Here is an 18164-nt window from a genome sequence, read left to right on the forward strand (position 1 = left end):
AGGTGTACAGCTTTAACGCTAAAAAGTGTCATAACTGTACACTTAGCCAATTTGAATACTGGTAGTAGGGTAGGTCAAAGGTTGGCTGTGCTGGCGAGCAAAACAATATGCAAACGTGAGTGGGCCAACTCGGCCTATCAACATCAGCAGTATGATAATGAGCTGACTAGGTGCGCTTAAATCACCCGTAATACCCCGTGAAAGACCAACGGTACTGAGTGCCGAAATTGCCTCAAAGGTGATATCCAGTAACGAGCCTTGTTCAAGCTTGGCAATAACCATAATGCTAATAAAGGCGATAAATAAGTACAGTATCATGACGCTTAATGCCTTGATCACGAGCTTGTCGCTCAACTGGCGGTTAAAAACAGTGACTGTTGTTTGCTGTTTTAAATAACTGCGCATCGCTAAAATTAAGATCACAAAGGTGCCTAGTTTTATGCCGCTCGCCGTACTGACTGAGCCACCGCCAATCACCATAAGCAGCATGGTTAGTAGCGTAGAATCTTGGCTTAAGGCATCGATCGGTAAAGTATTAAATCCTGCGGTACGAGGTGTTACTGCTTGAAACCATGCGGTCAGTATTTGCTCTGAAGTTGTAAGTGGTGCCAATGTAGCAGGGTTTGCGTGTTCAAATAAAAAGATGAGTAAAAAAGCGGTGCTGTTGATCACTAAAGTCGCAATTAATACTAGGCGTGTATTGGTTGATAGTGATGACCAACGTTTTTGTTTGTAAATATCAATTAGTACCGTGAAACCTAAACCACCGATAATAAATAAGCCTGTGATCACTAAGTTTACGGTCACATCCCCTTTGAACGCAGATAAGCTATCGCCACTTAAGGCAAAGCCTGCATTATTAAATGCAGAAATCGTATAAAACAAACTGTGGTAAGCACTTTTTACTAAACCATAATCATCAAACCAACTGATAAATAATAAGCAGAACGCTACGGATTCAATAATTAATGAATAGACTAAAACGTATTTAGCGACCTTGATCACCGAGGTTAAATCGTTGGTGTCAAAAGCGCGACTGGCCAATAAGCGCTGTTGTAAACCGAGGGTTTTTCCTAAACTTAATATTGAGATTACTGCCACAGTCATAAAGCCAATGCCGCCAATTTGAATCAGCAGCATCACCACGCTTTGTCCAAATACTGTCAGTGCAGTACCCGTATCTATTACTACCAGCCCTGTAACTGTAACCGCAGAGGTTGCTGTAAATAGTGCTTCGAGCCAGCTAATCGGTTGGGTGCTGGCTACAGGGAGCATAAGTAAACTCGTACCCAACATGATTAGTACAATAAAGCCGATAGTGAGCACTAATGGCGGGTTAATTTTTTGTCGCTTGCGACACTTCACACCGCTAAATTGTTTGGGATAAACGTTGGCTTGCCAGTTAATCATAATGCACGAAACCGTTTTGCTAGTTTAGTTAAATAAGTTTTAGAGCCAAGTAGCACCAGACTATCGCCGTGGCGCAGTTCGGTGTCATTAGTCAGCTCAGTATTGAAATAATCATCACGGCGGAGTGTGAGCGGTTTAATATCGCTATTGCGCTCTTTTAGCAGCCAGCCAATTTTGCGACCTGAAAGCTGCAGATCTATGCCCAGTTCAACAATAAACGTGGACTGGTTAAGCGGGAAATATTGATTAACCATTGGGTAGTTAAGTGCTTGTGCAACTCTCACGCCCATTTCTTCTTCTGGGTGAATGATGCGTTCAACACCCAGTTTACTTAGGATTTGATGATGGCTTTTGGTACAGGCCTTTACCCAAATTTGCTTTACGCCTAAGTTTTTTAAGTGCAATACACATAAAATACTGGCTTCAATATTCTCGCCAATGGCCACCAATACGGCTTGGCAACTGGGTAAATCGAGCCGCGCTAATTGTGTTTCATCGCTGGCGTCGACTACCACCGTAAAACTGAGCTGGTCGGCATAGTGATTAACGGTGCTTTCGCTAATATCTGCGGCACATACCGTGTGCCCTTGTTTTGAAAGTTCTAAACAGGCGGTTACGCCAAAACGTCCTAATCCGATTACTGCAAACTGAGCCATTGTTTTTCTCGCTATTGTGGGTTCGCGCTAAATGTTAATGGCAAAAAAACAGAAGTCTTTAGACATGGCAGAAGCTTTATAAAGATTTTATGCTGAATGAAAAAAACTTTATAAAAACTTTATAGTGACAAAATTGAAAACCCTTTAATCTAATAGGAACAAAAAATAAGTGAAAAGATGATGCAGTCAGTATTCAAAATACAGTATTTAAAAGCCGCATTTTTAAGTGTGTTGATGCCACTTGTAGTGGTGCTCGCGATTTTTCCGTTTCGAGAACTGTTTACAACCACTGATATTGTGATGTTACAGCTGCTGTGGGTGACTTGGGTTGCGGTGCGAAGTAATCGTCGTGTGGCCGCGCTTACCACCTTAGTGAGTGTTGCCTGCACTGACTGGTTTTATGTGGTGCCGTATTTTACTTTTCATATCGAAAATATTGAATATGTGGTTACCTTTTTGGTGATGCTGATTGTGGGTTTAGTGATAAGCCACCTCGCTGGGGAGCTCAATACCAAGGTTCGCGATGTACAAGCTCATGCAAGTAATAGTCGCTTATTGTATGAGTTAGCTAAAAAGCTCAATGATCTCGATAGCCTTGAGGAACAAAAGCAGCTGTTTTTAAAAACTATGGCTGCGCATTTAAAGGTTGCGTGTAACTGGCAGCTAACGGGCTCTGGGCAGTTTATTTATTTAAACGAACAACAAGCTGAATTTGGCGGTATTGCATTTGCTAAAACATTGAATGCTGAGCAACTTGCTTTGGCGAATACAGCATGCTCTTTACTGTATCAGGTTCAAGAGAAAACCTTACTGCGTGAGCAATCCGCGGCGATAAAAGTGCAGGCGGAGCTTGAGAGGTCAAAAAACACTTTATTGCGCAGTTTATCCCATGACTTACGTACGCCATTAGCAACCATTATGGGTGCATCAAGCATGTTGGCTGATGATGATATTCAATTAAGCTCTGAGGTTATCAAAGAGCAAGCAGCTAATATTTATGAGCAAAGTAAAATTCTTAATCAGCACTTTGATAAAGTCATGGAGCTCAGTAAAGTTAATAAGTTAGCTGAGAATATTAAATGGCAAAAACTGCCTATTTCGACTCTTGTTAGCGAAGCAAAATCACGTCGCCAGCAGCAATTACAATGCTTTAAATTGAGCATTGAGGCTCAGCCAAACAGTCTCTGCTTTGGTGATGAAACCTTACTTGAAATTGCCTTTGCCAATATGCTCGAGAACGCAGCGCGCTATGGTGATGGCACAGCAAGTATGCAATTTATTGAAACACACACTGAATACCAAATAGTGTTAATCAACCCTTTTGCTAGTAAGCATGAGACGAGTCAAGATGAAGGAGTTGGCTTAGGGAGTGTGATCTGCGATGTAGTTGCTAAATGTCATCAAGGGCGCTTTGAATTAACCCTCAATGAGCAGACAAAGCAGGCAACAGCTAAATTAATTTGGAGTAACAGCCGTGGCTAATATTTTGGTTTTAGAGGACTCACCGCCTCTGCAAAGTTTTTTAAAAACACTGCTAAAAGCCAGCAATCATGAAGTCAGTGTGTGCGCCAAAGGGCTTGATGCGTTTGCACTTTTAAGCCAGCAGCAGTTTGATTTAGTGCTACTTGATTTAGGCTTACTCGATATGGATGGGCAAGATTGGCTGGTGGAGTTTAGGCAGTGGAGTCTGCTCCCTGTATTAGTACTTTCTGCACGGGATGGCGAAACAGAAAAAGTCACCGCGCTTGATAATGGCGCTAACGATTACCTAACCAAACCATTTAGCGCAAACGAATTATTAGCACGTATTCGGGTGCTTCTGCGCACTCAAACAACACCAAGTCTAACTTTGCAATGTGGCGATATTCACATAGACCCACATAAGCACGTGGTCCGTAAAGGCGCTGAAGAAGTTAAACTAACTAAAAAAGAGTACGCTATATTGCTGTTGTTATTTCAGCAAAAAGACAAGGTGCTAACGCATAACGCTATCTTATCTGAGGTGTGGGGTGAGCAGTATATTAATCGTCCTGAATATGTACGTGTACACATTGGTCAGTTACGGCAAAAGCTCGAGCAAAATGCAGCGAGCCCAAAGCATATCTTAACTGAGCCCGCAGTGGGTTATCGGTTGGTTGATTAAGGCTTAAGTCTTTTTGGGTTCAATCCGTGACATAGCCATATCACTTGCCGTATTTTTCTTCCAACTCATTAGCAGTATGATAGCTTTCATGCGTTTTAAGTTGCTCAAAATAGCGCTCTATTTCAGCAAAGTGTGACAACATGCCAGCTTCAGCGACCTTTTCAATAACAAACGACATCATAAAATCAGCCCCAGTCAATGTATCATCAACTAAATACTGTTTACCTTTTAGTTGTTGATTCACATAGCTCAGTATTTTACCAATTTCATTATCAGCATAGTCACCTATAAAGTTAGTTTTACAACCATCTTTTGTAATAAAGAGCTTTAATAAAAAAGGCACCATTGCAGAGCTTTCGGCAAAGTGAAGCCATTGCTGGTAACTAACATAGCTATCAGATTGTGGTTCTGGCATGTATTTGCCTTTACCATATGTTGTTATTAAATAATCGGTAATGGCACCTGATTCGGTAATAATTTTGCCATTATCTTCAATTACGGGAGCTTTGCCTAGTGGGTGAATTTCTTTTAGGTCATCAGGAGCTAAAAACGTTTCGGGGTTGCGCTGATAAGCAACAAGGTCGTAGTCAATGCCTAGCTCTTCTAAAAGCCAAATAATACGCTTTGAACGTGATTTATTTAAATGATGGAGTTTAATCATAAGTTATCCTTTTGTGGGCGTGGTTTTACTACGCCCACATAATTTGAATGGATCAGTATTACAGTGGCTTTTGTACTTGAACAACCGTTTTACCGAAGTTTTCACCGTTTAACATAGCGTTAAAGGCATCAAGTGTATTTTCAAAATCAGCTTCTAGGTGTTCTTTGTATTTAACTTTCCCTTCTTTTAGCCATTGCTGCATGTCTTTTGCAAACTCGTCATAGCGATCCCCGTAATCATCAAAAATAATAAAACCTTGTACCTTAATACGTTTTCTTAAAATCAAGCCCATCAGCATCGATAAACGATCAGGCCCGGGTGGTAATTCAGTTGCATTGTACTGTGATACTAAACCACACAAGGGCACACGCGCTTTTGTATTGAGTAAAGGCAGCACTGCATCAAGAACATGACCACCGACATTTTCATAATAAACATCAATGCCTTGGTCACAAGCGGCTTTTAGTTGCTCATCGAAATCGTCAGCTTTATGATCAATACATGCGTCAAAGCCTAAGTGTTCTACAGCGTGTTGGCATTTTTCCTTACCGCCTGCTACACCGACAACCTTACAGCCTTTAATTTTTGCGATTTGACCTACAGTTGCACCAACTGGCCCCGTTGCTGCTGCCACAACGACCGTTTCCCCCGCTTTTGGTTCACCAATATCCAGTAATCCCATATAGGCGGTAAACCCTGGCATGCCTAAAATTCCGAGCGCGTAAGAAGGGGTGTCTGGGTTTTCACCTAGTTTCATTAGCCCTTCAGTATTACTAATCGCATATTCTTGCCAGCCTGTGTAAGCCAATACCCATTCACCGACTTTATAATCGGGATGCGCTGATTGCTCAACCTGACAGATGGTTGCACCAACCATTACATCGCCAATTTCAACAGGATCTGCATAAGACTCCGCATCGCTCATGCGGCCTCGCATATAAGGGTCAAGAGATAAATAAATCGTTCTTAACAATACTTCACCCTCTTTAGGTGATGATACTGAGTTTGTCTTTAACGCAACGTTACTTTTCGTTGCAGGGCCATTTGGGCGTGACTCGAGAATATATTGACGGTTTTGAAGATCAGACATGCTTAGCTCCTATGACTTAGCTTTTAATTCTGTGTAATAAAGAGGTGCGGGCGCGCCAATAGAAATCAATGATTAAATTGTTACCAAGCAGAGAAGGTTAATTGCAGTTAAGCAACAATCCATTTTGCACCACGTATTATTACGGTGTATGCTGAAAAAATATTCAGCTGATCAAAAAGGATTGATATGAAAGGTATTTCTTTAATAATAATGGCGCTTGTTATGGGGCTTACTGTAACCAATGCACAAGCGAATTCAGGGACTTTGTCGGTTGATCCTACTTTGCCAGCAGGAAGTGCATTTGCGTTTGAAAATGATGCAAGGCGATACCCAAAAGAAAGTGAATTCAGCATTGTTCATAGCGTGTTGATGAGCAGTGAAAGTGGCAGGCGTTTAGCGGTTGTCACAGTTGAGAATAAAGCGTCAGGCTCGCGTATTTTACAAGCTGATCATATTATGGCTTTGTTTGCTGATGGCTCAAGAATACACCCATCCTCTTTCAGTGGCGGTGTTAAGCTTGATAACGGAGAAAAACGTTCGTTAACGCTGTCTTTTGGTGAAAATGAATATCCAATTTTAGCTGTATACACCAGTTTAGATAATTAAAAGGACGATTATGAGACTTCACGCACTTATTGCTGTGACTAGCTTTTTATGTACGCCGCTTGCATTGGCAATTGATAGCCAAGACTTTGTGAAAGATAACGTGTTCACTCAAGGTGTTGAAGGACCAACCATGTACAACGATACCTTATATGCAGTGAATTATGCTGAGCAGGGGACCATTGGACGTGTTGATAACATGGGTAAGTCATCATTATTTGTGCGTTTACCAAATGACAGCGTTGGTAATGGCTTGCAATTTGATGAACAAGGTAACCTCTATATTGCTGATTATGTAAATCATAATATTTTAAAAGTACCTGCTAATACTCATCAAGTCGAAGTGTTTGCACATAACGCTAAAATGAATCAGCCAAATGATATTAGTATCACTAAAAGTGGGGCACTGTTTGCGAGTGATCCGAACTGGTCAAAAAGTACAGGCCAGTTGTGGCGTATTAATACTGATGGCAGCACTGAACTTCTTGAAAAAAATATGGGTACAACCAATGGAGTGGCTGTGAACGGTGACAATACTAAACTTTACGTAAATGAAAGTGTGCAGCGTGTGGTTTGGCAGTATGATCTTGACGATGAGCTAAACATCAGTAACAAACAAGAACTGATACGTTTTGACGACCATGGCCTTGATGGCATGCGAGTAAACAGTGAAGGTCAAATTTTCATTACTCGTTATGGCGCTGGAAAAGTGCTTAAAGTATCACCTAAAGGCAAGGTGTTAAAAACTTATAAACTAAAAGGTCAACACCCAACTAATCTAACATTTAATGAGTCACAAACTAAAATGTATGTGACTATGCAAAAACGTGGCGCTATCGAAGTGATAGAACTTTAGCCTTGCTTTGCTCGCGTAATAGCGGCTGTTATTGCCGCTTTCGCTTGCGGGCTATTTTTCCAACACGTTGAATGCAACATCGATGCGACTCGCTCAGCAATTGTGTTTGCATCAAACCCTGCTAACTCCTCAAACGATTCAATACCAATTTCTTCAAACCGTGTTACAACCGTTGGCCCAACACCTTTGAGTGCTAATAAAGCATCTCGTTCTTTATCGTTAAATGGCATGATGTTTCTCGCTATAAATTTACTTTTTTAGGTACTTTGCCATAGTCATCTTTGCTTTAAAATAAGTCGGCGAAAAAAAGCGCACCGGGCAGGGTGCGCTTGTGGGGATCAATCCTGTGTAGCTAAAACAGTAAGATCAATTAGTAGCTTGGAGCATATCTTAGTGAAACCCCGACTGAGCGGCCAATCACACTGTAATCACTCACGGTGTTAAAGTGGTTTGCGCCTACCTCAGGTGTTGGCGGTTCACGGTCTAATAAGTTATCGACACCAAAGTTAACCGCAAGTTCCTCATTAACTTGCCAAGCCGCAGCAAAATCTAAGTAGTTCTGCGCTGAAATAGTTTCTGAGCGGTCAACAGCGTACTCAACTTCGCCGATTCTGCGCCAGCCAAGTTGGAAGTTCATATCGTCTAACTGCCAATCAATGCTTGCACGGTGTTTGTAATCTGCTTGCAAAATACTCGCAAAGTCACCAGAACATGCACTGCCATAAGTGCCTTTACAGTCAATTTCTGGCACTGTACTGTTGTTTTGGCGAGTTTGTTTTGTAACAAAGTTACCTTGATACGAGAACCTGAAACGACCACCCATTTGCTCTGGTGCATCAATCACGTAGTTGACTGCAACGTCAATACCTTCTTGTTCAATCGCGGCTAGGTTAAAGTCGTTCACGATCGCTGTACTAATAAAGCCTGTATTCGGATCGCGAAGTACCGCACCACACAATGGATTGTTCGGGTTCGGATCGTCAATATAACAGCTTTGTAGTGCTGCGCCTGGTTGAATTTGGCTTACAGCATCGGTGACACGGATACTGTAGTAATCAACGGATAAATCAAAACCGTCTATATAACTTGGTGTGTATACAACGCCAAGTGTATCTGACTCTGCTTGCTCTGGTTTGATATTCGGGTTGCCACCGTAGGTATACTCAGCGGTGCTTGAATCGAACTGTGTACCAACAGCAGGTGCGCCAAAGGCTGCACATTGTGTTGCATCACCTGTGCCTAATAAGCAAGGATCGCCGTTATAACGCCCTGCTAGACGAGGTACAAATTGGTCACTGTTTTGATCGAATAACGATAACGAAAGTGCTGTGATTGGGCTGGCAAATTCACCTAAGTTAGGTGCTCTAAATGCCGTTAAGCGGTTTGCACGAATACGAATATCACTGTTAATTGCCCAGTTGATACCTAGTTTGTAGGTGTCTTCTGCTTCTGTGTTTGAATAATCAGAAATACGGTATGCACCTTCAAAGCTAAGCTCTTCAGCAAAAGGTTGGTCAACTAAAATTGGCACTAAAATTTCGGCATAGAACTCTTCTGAGCTAAAGCTTGCATCCATATCGAACGCGCTAATTGAAGCAAAGCTGGTGCCGTTTCTAAAGGCATCGCCTGGTGTTTGTTTACCGGTTTCTTTACGGTATTCATAACCAATTGCAAAATCGATAGCACCGGCTGGTAACTCAAATAGGAACCCAGAATCACCCGATAAGGTTGCTGATATCACACTTTGTGTACGGTCGCGGGTGGTATAAAGCAGGGGATCGCTAAAGTCACTAAAATCATGGTTCGGATCAAAAATATCCACTGAGTTTGCCAGTGCAGCAAAGCGGCTGTTGCCATTATTATCATTACGGTAAGCGTTGTTGTAAATAGTCGCAACTTCATCGGTTTTACCATATTGACCGTATACATCGTAGCGTAAGTAGTCAGTAATATCGCCTTTTAAACCCAATTGAAATTGCATTGAGTCACGCACTGCTTTGGTGTGTTGAACACCCAAACCTAAATTACGTTCAACATTAACAAGGGCATTGCCTTCACTGTCAAATGTTAGTTGGTCACGTAGCTCATCAGGGATATAAGCATTATCTTGTGAAAGAGTCACTTGCTCATTAACAAAAATAGGTGTTTGACCACTCGCTCCCGCACCATTAACAGTTACTTTTGAGTACATAGCTCGACCATAAGCGATTGCACTGTCGCTTACGTCAACATCAAATAGTAACCCAGCAGAGAAACGATCCATTGGCTGTGTTAAGTAGCGGTGAGGAGTAAAATCAGAAGTTTGGCGTTCATTTGTTACAGCACCTGCATCGGTAATTGCAAGGCTATTGCCAGAAGCTACGTCAGTGTAGTAACCACCGCTATTAATTAAAGGTGTCGAGTTTTCAAGTGCATAATCACGTTCACCTGCTAATAACTCCTTACGCTCTGTGTAACCTAAATAACCGGTAATGTGGCCACGGCCATCAGCAATATCGCCACCAAAAATCGCCTCGAAATTTAGTTTTTCGTTACCGCCATCAGCACTTTCATAGCTGGTTGAAAACTCCGCACCAGTAAAATCATCATCTAAAACGAAGTTGACAACACCAGCCACCGCATCGGCACCGTAAACGGCCGCGGCTCCGCCAGTTAATACATCAACGCGTTTAATTAATCCAGCAGGAATGGTATTTACGTCGACTGAGTTACGAAAACTAAATGGTACGGCGCGAGTACCGTCAATAAGTACCAATGTTCGGTTTTGACCAAGGCCGCGTAAATCAATAGTTGATGAGCCAAATGAGTCACCAACTGTTGCACCCGTGCTGTTTGCACCCGCCGCAGCTTGCGGCAGCTTTGCTGTGATATCTTCTACGTTTACCGCGCGGTCGAGATGGATTTGCGCTTCGTCAACACTGACGACAGGGCTGCTAGAGGCAAGCTCTGCACGTTGGATACGCGACCCTGTTACAGTGATTACTTCAGGCTTTTTTACTTGTTCTGCTTCTTCTGCATGGGCTACGCCGATAATTGAACTGACTGCGATCGCAAGTGGCGAGAGCAGTAAAAGCGAGCGCGTTGTGGATGTTGTCTTTGCTTTCATGTTGATTCCCTAGCGTTTTATCATTTAAATCAACGCTGGTTGGCTTATTACCTAGACCATTTAGTTAATTTAATGAGTCATACTTTTTGTTATGATGCGTTCCGTGTTCTCCTTTTGGGGAGTTCACTCGTACAGTTTTAAAGCAATTTAAAAATCTTTGCAATAATTATTCTTTGAATCTATTATTTTAAAATATAAACTATTCCAACATCCAAGCTTGTTTATTTTCATATAAAAAGCTGATTTTAAGTGATTTATTTATGCATCAACATATTGAAAAACTGTACTTAAGCGCCAAAAAAGAAAAAAAATTAATTGTTGGTCTGATGAGTGGAACCTCACTAGACGGCCTCGATATCGCGTTATGTGAGGTATCAGGACAGGGTATGAATACCCATGTTGACGTTATAAAATTCACAACAGTTGACTACGACGATGATTATAAGTCACGAGTTAAACGGGTGTTTGCAAAACGTGAGTGTGATCTTGAAGAGGTGACTCTACTGAACCCATGGATTGGTCAATTACATGGTGACATGGTTGCAAAAACCCTAGCCAAGTGGAATGTAGCGAAAGAGCTTGTCGATGTCATAGCAAGCCATGGACAAACGATTTATCACTGTCCAAAAAGTCAGCACAAGCGCCCAGAATACGGCAATGCCACATTACAAATTGGTGATAGTGATCATCTTGCTGTTGCAGCAGGAATTACCACGATTGGCGATTTTAGACAAAAACACATTGCAGCAGGAGGTGAAGGTGCCCCCCTTGCGGTGTATGGTGACTATTTATATTTCACAAGCACCAGCGAAAACCGCATATTGCTTAATATGGGCGGTATTGCAAACTTAACTTATTTACCTAAATCAGCCGATGCGCGTGCTGTTTTTAGCTCAGATATAGGCCCTGGCAATACTATTATGGATGCATATATTCAGCGCCATTTTGCGCCGCTGCATTATGATAAAGATGCTGCAATAGCAAGCCAAGGAAAGGTGAGTGAATCTTTATTAAATGCGCTCTGTGATAATGTATTCTTCGGCCTTGCTTTTCCAAAAACCACAGGCCCCGAAGTGTTTAATTTAGACTATTTAGCAGCGGCCCAAGCACGTACCAACACCGAGCACTTGTCTCACTTTGATGTCATGGCAACACTGGTGCATTTTTCTGGGTTAATGATTGCCAAAGCAATTACTCAATGTAGTGACGGCCTTAGTCAAGTTGCAGTGTATGCAAGTGGTGGTGGGGTACATAACCCATTATTAATGAAAGTTATTTTAGACAACTGCCCACAACTTTCAGCTATCAAAAACACAGATGAATTAGGTATAAACCCTGATGCCAAAGAGGCGGTGTTATTTGCTATTTTAGCAAATGAATGTTTGTCGGGTGGGCAACAGCGATTTGGTAATACCGAGCAAGGGATCCCCGATATTACCATGGGGAAAATTAGCTTTGCTGACTAAAAAAAAGCCAATAAGCTAGCGCCAATACTACTAATGTAATGGCGTAAACTTTGCGTTTTATCTTGCTGTTTAGTTAAGTTTTCAGCTGTACAGCTGCTAGTAGCAAGGCTCACATCAAACTGCGCACTGTCTTTTAAGGTGGCATGCTTGCCATGTAGCATGAGTTGCAATACAAACTCGCCGCTATGCGTCACATTATTTAGTGTAAGCATAATAACGTGCTGCTCTAAATCGTTTTGCGTCAGTGTATGGGCAGTAAAATAGGCAGACTCTCGCGCATCAGGATGTGTTGCACTGATAGAGATTACATCGCCCTGATGAGCATCATCTGGTAGCACGCAGCAAAATACGACACGCTTTTGCTCATCGGCAATAAAATGCAATTGTTCATATTCTACAGTATGCGCAAGTGCAGCACACATAGGATCGTCACTAGAGGGGAGTGCAAACGAAAGTTGCACCAAGGCACTGTCCATTACTTCTTCATTACGTGGGTGATTAAATTAGCGTCAATTATTGATCAGTTAAATGACAGAATTATGACTATTGTCATAAAGCGTATTATTTATTGTAGAGTCTGTTTAACTTTGTTCTTTCTGTTCCAAAACTGGAATGGTTTCTGACAAGATTGGAATAGAAAGTCTTGTCTGGTAAGGGTTTTAGGGTGGAGGGAAATATCGATATTTGGGGTTTTCTGATAAGGCGTAGTACCTGTATATTTACCTCAAAGCTACAGATGAATCATAATTAAAATATCAAGTACTGGAGGTAATACAAAGCTCAGTTTGGATTAATCAAAAACCTGCCTTTTTTGTGCTGTCTCTTAACTCAAAAATGCCCCATTGCGTGTTTCAGGACAAACCTTACGCTGTAGCTAATAACTCAGTATGCTATAAATTATCTAATCTCATTTTGAATGGAAAGACGAGTTGTGAGCAAAAAACGGTGATCTGAAAAAGAACTGGTCGAGGGGATGACACCCAATACTGCGCATAGTGGTGAACTAGCTGAGGTAACATTGGATGAGTTGGGCCTTGAAATTTCTGAAAGTGATTACAAGGTCGCGTTGAAGCGAATTGAATCACTGTTTGATGCAGCCGAACCCGGAACTCTAGAAGGTGACGAGCTTGAAAGGCTCGCTGCATTGGTTGAAGAATATGAGGAAAAACACTTCCTCATTTAATAACTGCAACGCATTTTGGCCCCTTTGCGCGTTAGTATAAAAACTCTATGTGTCTCAAATGAGCGAAAAGCGGAAGCTAACGCTTTCTATTTATTAAAGCCACATTTCCCAATAGCAGACGTTAACTACCACTAAATTAAGTCATAACTTCAGGTCTATTTAATGAGCAAGAACTAATAGCTGAAAATTGCTTCATTAGAGTAGCTTACTCAATGGGCTTACCACTCCATTAGCACCTTGTTGTAAAACATGGGTATATATTTGTGTTGTTTTAACGTCTGAGTGACCGAGTTGGCTTTGCACAGTACGAATATCTGCTCCACTTTGTAGTAAATGCGTTGCGAACGAGTGTCTTAGCGTATGAGGTGTAATTGGTTTAGTCAGTTGTGCTTTTAACGCAGCTTTTTTAATCGCTTTGCGCACCCCTGTGGGATAAAAATGATGTCGTCTAATTTCACCTGTTTGTGGATCTGCACTTAATTTATAAGAGGGAAACAAATATTGCCATGCCAGAGATTTATTTGCGGATGGATATTTACGAGCAAGGGTATTAGGCATTCAAACTCCCGCGAATTTCTCGTTCTTTATATCAAGCAGCAGATAATCATTGGCCTGCATAATCTGACTTCTTAATAAAGGAATTAACTCAGTGGCTAAAGTCACTATGCGATGTTTATTACCTTTACCATTCCATATCCGAATGCTTTTATAATCAAAATCAATATCTTGAACACGTAATTGGACAGCCTCCATCACGCGTAAACCGCTACCATACATTAACCCAGCGATTAAGTAATAGCGTTTATCTAAAAATGACATCAACAATTTTACTTCATCAGGTGTCATAACAATCGGAAGTTTTTGCTGTTTTTTACTACGCACAAAGACAAGGTCGGGCGATAACTCTTGTTTTATGATGTGTTTATATAAAAATACCAGCGCATTTAAAGCCGTCGCTTGGGTTTTAGGTGATACATTTTTCTTCAAAACCAAATAGTCTAAATATTTTTCGACCTCATTATCCCCCATAGATGAGGGGTGCCGCTTGTCGTGATAATTAATAAAGCCAGCAATCCATTTCAGGTAAGTGTCAACCGACCGTAAAGAATATTGTTTGGTTAACATGTAATCTATGATTGAGTTTAAAAATAGCGAGCGTGTTCTCATAACTATTCCAATAAAAATTAATGCTGTACGTATATACAGTTTGGCTACTTTGCCCCCATAGTCAAGAAAACGAGCAAATGAGTCGCTTTCTACTTTTTGTCAAAAGATGATTTTTCTAAATGTTATTATTTGGAAATGGCTTAAGATGTATGATAAAACTGGTTCAATCAGATAAACGACCCATTAGGTCGATATTAAATTGTTATGCAACACTGAGGCATCAATGAATATAAAAAATATTTTGTATTTACTTGGATTAATATTTTTCTTCATACCTTGGTTGGTTATTTTTACTTCTTTTGGTCAAGTGGTAATCGGAATTCTTTCTTATCTTTTAGTTGCTGCTTACATATATAAGAAAATCACTGATGGCGATAAATTTTGTGGTTTGTGTAATCAGGAGTTTAAAAACTCAGTGTACAAATTTACTAATAACGGTAAAACAATAAAAATTTGTGCAGGTTGCCAAGCTGAAGTTCGCAAGAAAATGAGCCGAAAGGCAACGAAACATTTGTGAATGTGTTGCATAACAATGCAATAATGATGGGACGCAAAAAGCTTGGCTTGCGTCACTTCGTTCCTATTTTAGCCAAGCTTTTATGCGCCCCATATTGCGGCGTTAGGTTACTTTTGAAGTTATGCGTAAGTTTTTAAATGTGAGTAAACAACGTCAAAAAACATTGGAGAAACAATTTCCAAAGCTTATAGATCTAGCTCAAGTTAACGAAACGAAAGAGTATACTTACTTAGCAGTCTCTATTTTTGACCATTGGCTTGATCGTGACGAAGCAATGGAATTATTAGGTGATCTTGACGCAAACGAAATTGTGCGAAGAGCTTCAATATTTGAGAGCTTTAATCACTTGTTATCCGAGCAAACAGAAATCTTAACTTTTCGTTTTCGTGGGTTAAAAGGTGACAAACCTAGGTTTAAATCATTCCTATCAGATCATGCTCAATCTATGTATTTGCGGCAAACTGATATGGGGATGTATCAAGTTATTCTTCCTAGGTTAAATGCGGTCTATTTCGAAGGTTATGACGACACAAATGTGTTTTATTTAAAAGATCTGAGTGTTAGACCCATCATCGAGTCATGTGCTGAGAAGGTAGGTCTACATTGTCTGGAGCATTGGTAACCTAACAAACGCTTTAACCAAAGGACGCAAAACAGCAGGCTTGCGCTCCTTCGTCGCTAATTTTAGCCAAGCGTTTTCCGCTTCTTAGCAAGGCGTTAGCATTACAAGGAATCAGTCACTGGTGAATATTCAAAACCCGTCTCGACCAGCACCCAAATTAGGTGACGGTAATTCTTCATTACACCATACAACTAAAAGGCTACTGGGCTTTTATAAGGCTGATTTTGATAATATAGAGCACTTTAATAAGTCAGTGGACATAGCGTTGAAAGATCCTACAGATCAAACATACAAAAATAATGTTACTGGTTCATATAGTAGACTTTATAACCACTATGAAAAGTTAACGAATGAAGAAATGCTAATAAATAGAATGGAGCGTAAATCTCAAATTAGAAATACTCTATTTAAAGGTATTACAACTTTGACTATTGGTTTTTCTATCATGCTTGTATATTGGGTAGCATCTGAACTTGGTATACCAATGCCGTTATTAAGAGTGCCGCTGTAGTAATGCTAACAAGGCAATTATAGATGGGACGTCTAAAGCTTGGCTGGCGCTCATTCTTCGTTAATTTTAGCCAAGCATTTATACGCCCCATATTGCGGCGTTAGGCATACAAGGAGAGTTTAGTGAAAAAATTAACTTTAGTATTCATATCCCTTATTTTATCTTTTTCAACTTCTGCAAATGACAAGTTCACGGCAGATCAGTTAATCGAAAAAGCAAAGGCATTTGTATCAGCCAAAAATGCACGCCAACAACCAAATACAACCACTAAAGAGATTGACCATTATATATCGCTATTATCTGATAATTTCATCGATGAACATGTTAAGTTTAAGTTTACGTATACTTATAAAACAAAACTCCGTTCAGATATGGTTGGTAAACTAAAAGATGAAGTTATAAACAGCAATATTGAGATAAACGAAATTATGGTAGGGGCTAATGTTGTTTTTATTAAAATGACTGAAATGGGTAAAGTTAAGCCTGCACATTTAGATAAAACCATTGAATATACTAAAACTAATATTGTCTCATTAGAATTCAACGAATCAGGTTTAATAAAGCATATCCGCCGACACCACGGTTAATGTATGCCTAACAAGGTAATTATAAATGGGACGTCTAAAGCTTGGCTGGCGCTCATTCTTCGCTAATTTTAGCCAAGCTTTTATACGCCCCATATTGCGGCGTTATATGCCACAGAGAAAGGATGCACCGTGACACCCGAGCAAAGAGAGCGTTATGCTCGCTGGCAAAATCATCGAGTTAGCCAGTTATCATTTTCAATCAATTTATTTCTGGGCTTCTCTGTAGCCTCGTTAGCTTACGCCATTAATTTATTGATAACTTCAGCTAAAGGTAATGCCGTATTAGAGTGTGTCTTAATTATTTGGGCTTTAAGTGCAGGTGCTGGTTGTGTTGCTACAATTAGCCGACTTCTCGATTTTAGATATACAGCATTAAAACTTCGCTCTCCTAATTCTTGTAATAAATTTTTAGCTGCACACTTAGGTAAAGTCACATGGTCTATGTTTTGGGTTCAAATAATTTTGTATCCTTACGGTGCTTTTTATTTTATTAAACATTACGTTCTAGCAAGTGGCATATAACAAGTTGCTCAAGTTCGTTCGTAAACTCACAGGGACAATTAACAGTTGGCTAGCCGCTTCGCGTCAGTATAGCCAACCGTTAATTGCCCCTTAGCAAAGCGTTAGGTGCTAAGAGTTCAACATCAAGAATGAAGTTAAATGCTATCAATAGATAAATTATTTGAAGAGCTTCTCCGTCTACGAGAAGCGGATGAATGTGATACTGAGAATTTTAATTTATACACTCATGATCAAATATGCGAAAAAATCCAAGAAAAAACAAATTTACTTGGTGATTCTTTCATAAAATACGAAAGTATATCTTACATAGTTCAAGGCCCAAGAGACCAAGGTGTAGATGTCTTATTGAAAATCACACCAGAAGATGAACCTGAAAAGTATGTTGGCATTCAGGTTAAATCTTACAATGAAATCAATGATAAAAATAATGACCTTTCCAAGCAGTTGAAAGCGGGATACCATGATGCGAGATATCACTATAGTGAAAACATGGAGAGATATTACATAATTCTCTGCGGTGATTCTAAGAAAAATTCAAAGCGTATATCTGCGATAACAAATGAATTCTCTAAAGAAAAGAATGTACGTGTAATTGGCGCAAGATATGCCTTCAATTTTATAAATCTTAGTCCTCAGACAATTGCTGCACTTGTAGACACATTTCTTAGAAAAGAAGATTATGTACGTAGTCGAGCCAAACAAGAAGTAATTGAATATAAGCCTCATGAACTATATTTTGTTCTCTGCTGCTTAACTCAAGTTCTTGAAAAAAATAATGCAACATTAGACGCCTATACACTTCATGATATTATTGAGTGTAAACTATGGGAAAGATTTTCAGATGTAGATTTTTCAGAAATATTAGAAAACCTTTCTGAAATTGTACTTGAGCGTTCTGCTTATTCTGATGATGCTAAGTTTCGAATAGAGTTTTTTCCGGCTCTAAGAGCGATGTATTACGATCTCAAAGTAAGATACAAATGGCCTGAAGATGAGATGTTAGAACATCTTTATGAGGCATTCAGGCTGGAATAAGACGCAACTAACAAGTTCATCCAGGTGAC

19 protein-coding genes and 1 pseudogene are annotated in these 18164 nt (G+C 40.3%); 12 read left to right on the top strand and 8 right to left on the bottom strand.

The genetic code is table 11. The features are described from left to right. Window positions 1-42: 42 nt before the first annotated feature. Window positions 43-1410, bottom strand: a complete 1368-nt coding sequence (locus tag LY624_RS20060; protein ID WP_130151920.1) for a TrkH family potassium uptake protein — start codon at window positions 1408-1410, stop codon at window positions 43-45. Further along, a complete protein-coding gene (locus tag LY624_RS20065) occupies window positions 1407-2066 on the bottom strand; it encodes a potassium channel family protein (RefSeq protein WP_130151919.1) in 660 nt (219 codons plus the stop codon). Before LY624_RS20065 ends, LY624_RS20060 begins: the two co-directional genes overlap by 4 nt. Before the next feature lie 177 nt (window positions 2067-2243). Between LY624_RS20065 and LY624_RS20070 the strand changes: the two genes are divergently transcribed. After that, the gene (locus LY624_RS20070; RefSeq protein WP_341804470.1) at window positions 2244-3548 is read left to right on the top strand and encodes a DUF4118 domain-containing protein; all 1305 of its coding nucleotides are present in this window, start codon (window positions 2244-2246) and stop codon (window positions 3546-3548) included. Continuing rightward, window positions 3541-4209 carry a response regulator gene (locus LY624_RS20075; protein ID WP_135926753.1) on the top strand — a complete coding sequence of 223 codons (669 nt, stop codon included), beginning with the start codon at window positions 3541-3543 and terminating at the stop codon, window positions 4207-4209. The genes LY624_RS20070 and LY624_RS20075 overlap by 8 nt, the downstream gene beginning before the upstream one ends. 40 nt (window positions 4210-4249) lie before the next feature. On the opposite strand, the gene LY624_RS20080 is transcribed toward LY624_RS20075, so the two are convergent. Together LY624_RS20080 and LY624_RS20085 are read right to left on the bottom strand one after the other, a co-directional pair. Beyond that, a complete protein-coding gene (locus tag LY624_RS20080) occupies window positions 4250-4870 on the bottom strand; it encodes a glutathione S-transferase family protein (RefSeq protein WP_341804471.1) in 621 nt (206 codons plus the stop codon). Window positions 4871-4928: 58 nt separating this feature from the next. Then, complete coding sequence (locus LY624_RS20085) at window positions 4929-5960, bottom strand: NADP-dependent oxidoreductase (RefSeq protein WP_341804472.1); 1032 nt, start codon at window positions 5958-5960, stop codon at window positions 4929-4931. A gap of 186 nt (window positions 5961-6146) precedes the next feature. On the opposite strand from LY624_RS20085, the gene LY624_RS20090 reads away from it, so the two are divergent. Both LY624_RS20090 and LY624_RS20095 read left to right on the top strand, forming a co-directional pair. After that, the gene (locus tag LY624_RS20090; RefSeq protein WP_341804473.1) at window positions 6147-6566 is read left to right on the top strand and encodes a hypothetical protein; all 420 of its coding nucleotides are present in this window, start codon (window positions 6147-6149) and stop codon (window positions 6564-6566) included. A gap of 10 nt (window positions 6567-6576) precedes the next feature. Next, a complete protein-coding gene (locus tag LY624_RS20095) occupies window positions 6577-7419 on the top strand; it encodes an SMP-30/gluconolactonase/LRE family protein (protein WP_341804474.1) in 843 nt (280 codons plus the stop codon). Here LY624_RS20095 and LY624_RS20100 read toward each other — a convergent pair. Beyond that, window positions 7416-7649 carry a helix-hairpin-helix domain-containing protein gene (locus tag LY624_RS20100; RefSeq protein ID WP_341804476.1) on the bottom strand — a complete coding sequence of 78 codons (234 nt, stop codon included), beginning with the start codon at window positions 7647-7649 and terminating at the stop codon, window positions 7416-7418. The genes LY624_RS20095 and LY624_RS20100 overlap by 4 nt on opposite strands. Window positions 7650-7789: 140 nt before the next feature. After that, entirely contained in the window at window positions 7790-10525 is a 2736-nt protein-coding gene (locus LY624_RS20105; RefSeq protein ID WP_341804477.1) for a TonB-dependent receptor domain-containing protein, read from the bottom strand. Window positions 10526-10785: 260 nt separating this feature from the next. Here LY624_RS20105 and LY624_RS20110 point away from each other — a divergent pair, with 260 nt between their 5' ends. After that, entirely contained in the window at window positions 10786-11991 is a 1206-nt protein-coding gene (locus LY624_RS20110) for an anhydro-N-acetylmuramic acid kinase (RefSeq protein ID WP_341804478.1), read from the top strand. On the opposite strand, the gene LY624_RS20115 is transcribed toward LY624_RS20110, so the two are convergent. Continuing rightward, the gene (locus LY624_RS20115; RefSeq protein ID WP_341804479.1) at window positions 11988-12467 is read right to left on the bottom strand and encodes a hypothetical protein; all 480 of its coding nucleotides are present in this window, start codon (window positions 12465-12467) and stop codon (window positions 11988-11990) included. The genes LY624_RS20110 and LY624_RS20115 overlap by 4 nt on opposite strands. A gap of 497 nt (window positions 12468-12964) precedes the next feature. Here LY624_RS20115 and LY624_RS20120 point away from each other — a divergent pair, with 497 nt between their 5' ends. Beyond that, window positions 12965-13174 (top strand): hypothetical protein, encoded by a 210-nt coding sequence (locus LY624_RS20120; RefSeq protein ID WP_237119239.1) that lies wholly within the window; start codon window positions 12965-12967, stop codon window positions 13172-13174. 195 nt (window positions 13175-13369) lie between these two features. Here the strand turns inward: LY624_RS20120 and LY624_RS20125 are convergent. After that, a pseudogene (locus tag LY624_RS20125) lies at window positions 13370-14341 on the bottom strand (integron integrase). Window positions 14342-14564: 223 nt separating this feature from the next. On the opposite strand from LY624_RS20125, the gene LY624_RS20130 reads away from it, so the two are divergent. The 6 genes from LY624_RS20130 to LY624_RS20155 all read left to right on the top strand — a co-directional run bounded on the left by LY624_RS20130 (window position 14565) and on the right by LY624_RS20155 (window position 18135). Next, window positions 14565-14858, top strand: coding sequence for a hypothetical protein (locus LY624_RS20130; protein WP_341804480.1), 294 nt, complete (start codon window positions 14565-14567; stop codon window positions 14856-14858). A 121-nt stretch (window positions 14859-14979) separates the two neighbouring features. After that, window positions 14980-15480 (top strand): hypothetical protein, encoded by a 501-nt coding sequence (locus tag LY624_RS20135; protein ID WP_341804481.1) that lies wholly within the window; start codon window positions 14980-14982, stop codon window positions 15478-15480. Between the two features lie 121 nt (window positions 15481-15601). Beyond that, window positions 15602-15991: a hypothetical protein gene (locus tag LY624_RS20140; protein WP_341804482.1), complete on the top strand. Its 390-nt coding sequence runs from the start codon at window positions 15602-15604 to the stop codon at window positions 15989-15991. 122 nt (window positions 15992-16113) lie between these two features. Then, window positions 16114-16578: a nuclear transport factor 2 family protein gene (locus LY624_RS20145; RefSeq protein ID WP_341804483.1), complete on the top strand. Its 465-nt coding sequence runs from the start codon at window positions 16114-16116 to the stop codon at window positions 16576-16578. Between the two features lie 129 nt (window positions 16579-16707). Continuing rightward, entirely contained in the window at window positions 16708-17100 is a 393-nt protein-coding gene (locus tag LY624_RS20150; RefSeq protein ID WP_341804484.1) for a hypothetical protein, read from the top strand. A gap of 138 nt (window positions 17101-17238) precedes the next feature. Continuing rightward, window positions 17239-18135, top strand: coding sequence for a hypothetical protein (locus tag LY624_RS20155; RefSeq protein WP_341804485.1), 897 nt, complete (start codon window positions 17239-17241; stop codon window positions 18133-18135). Window positions 18136-18164 lie beyond the last annotated feature (29 nt).

Source organism: Pseudoalteromonas sp. N1230-9, from assembly GCF_032716425.1.
In the GTDB taxonomy this organism is placed as follows: domain Bacteria; phylum Pseudomonadota; class Gammaproteobacteria; order Enterobacterales; family Alteromonadaceae; genus Pseudoalteromonas.

What these genes read in the sequence shown, in the direction of transcription:
- LY624_RS20085 (WP_341804472.1), bottom strand. Translation starts at nt 5,960, where the DNA reads ATGTCTGATCTTCAAAACCGTCAATATATTCTCGAGTCACGCCCAAAT.
- LY624_RS20135 (WP_341804481.1), top strand. Translation starts at nt 14,980, where the DNA reads ATGCGTAAGTTTTTAAATGTGAGTAAACAACGTCAAAAAACATTGGAG.
- LY624_RS20080 (WP_341804471.1), bottom strand. Translation starts at nt 4,870, where the DNA reads ATGATTAAACTCCATCATTTAAATAAATCACGTTCAAAGCGTATTATT.
- LY624_RS20070 (WP_341804470.1), top strand. Translation starts at nt 2,244, where the DNA reads ATGATGCAGTCAGTATTCAAAATACAGTATTTAAAAGCCGCATTTTTA.
- LY624_RS20155 (WP_341804485.1), top strand. Translation starts at nt 17,239, where the DNA reads ATGCTATCAATAGATAAATTATTTGAAGAGCTTCTCCGTCTACGAGAA.
- LY624_RS20120 (WP_237119239.1), top strand. Translation starts at nt 12,965, where the DNA reads ATGACACCCAATACTGCGCATAGTGGTGAACTAGCTGAGGTAACATTG.
- LY624_RS20100 (WP_341804476.1), bottom strand. Translation starts at nt 7,649, where the DNA reads ATGCCATTTAACGATAAAGAACGAGATGCTTTATTAGCACTCAAAGGT.
- LY624_RS20090 (WP_341804473.1), top strand. Translation starts at nt 6,147, where the DNA reads ATGAAAGGTATTTCTTTAATAATAATGGCGCTTGTTATGGGGCTTACT.
- LY624_RS20060 (WP_130151920.1), bottom strand. Translation starts at nt 1,410, where the DNA reads ATGATTAACTGGCAAGCCAACGTTTATCCCAAACAATTTAGCGGTGTG.
- LY624_RS20095 (WP_341804474.1), top strand. Translation starts at nt 6,577, where the DNA reads ATGAGACTTCACGCACTTATTGCTGTGACTAGCTTTTTATGTACGCCG.
- LY624_RS20110 (WP_341804478.1), top strand. Translation starts at nt 10,786, where the DNA reads ATGCATCAACATATTGAAAAACTGTACTTAAGCGCCAAAAAAGAAAAA.
- LY624_RS20115 (WP_341804479.1), bottom strand. Translation starts at nt 12,467, where the DNA reads ATGGACAGTGCCTTGGTGCAACTTTCGTTTGCACTCCCCTCTAGTGAC.
- LY624_RS20105 (WP_341804477.1), bottom strand. Translation starts at nt 10,525, where the DNA reads ATGAAAGCAAAGACAACATCCACAACGCGCTCGCTTTTACTGCTCTCG.
- LY624_RS20065 (WP_130151919.1), bottom strand. Translation starts at nt 2,066, where the DNA reads ATGGCTCAGTTTGCAGTAATCGGATTAGGACGTTTTGGCGTAACCGCC.
- LY624_RS20130 (WP_341804480.1), top strand. Translation starts at nt 14,565, where the DNA reads ATGAATATAAAAAATATTTTGTATTTACTTGGATTAATATTTTTCTTC.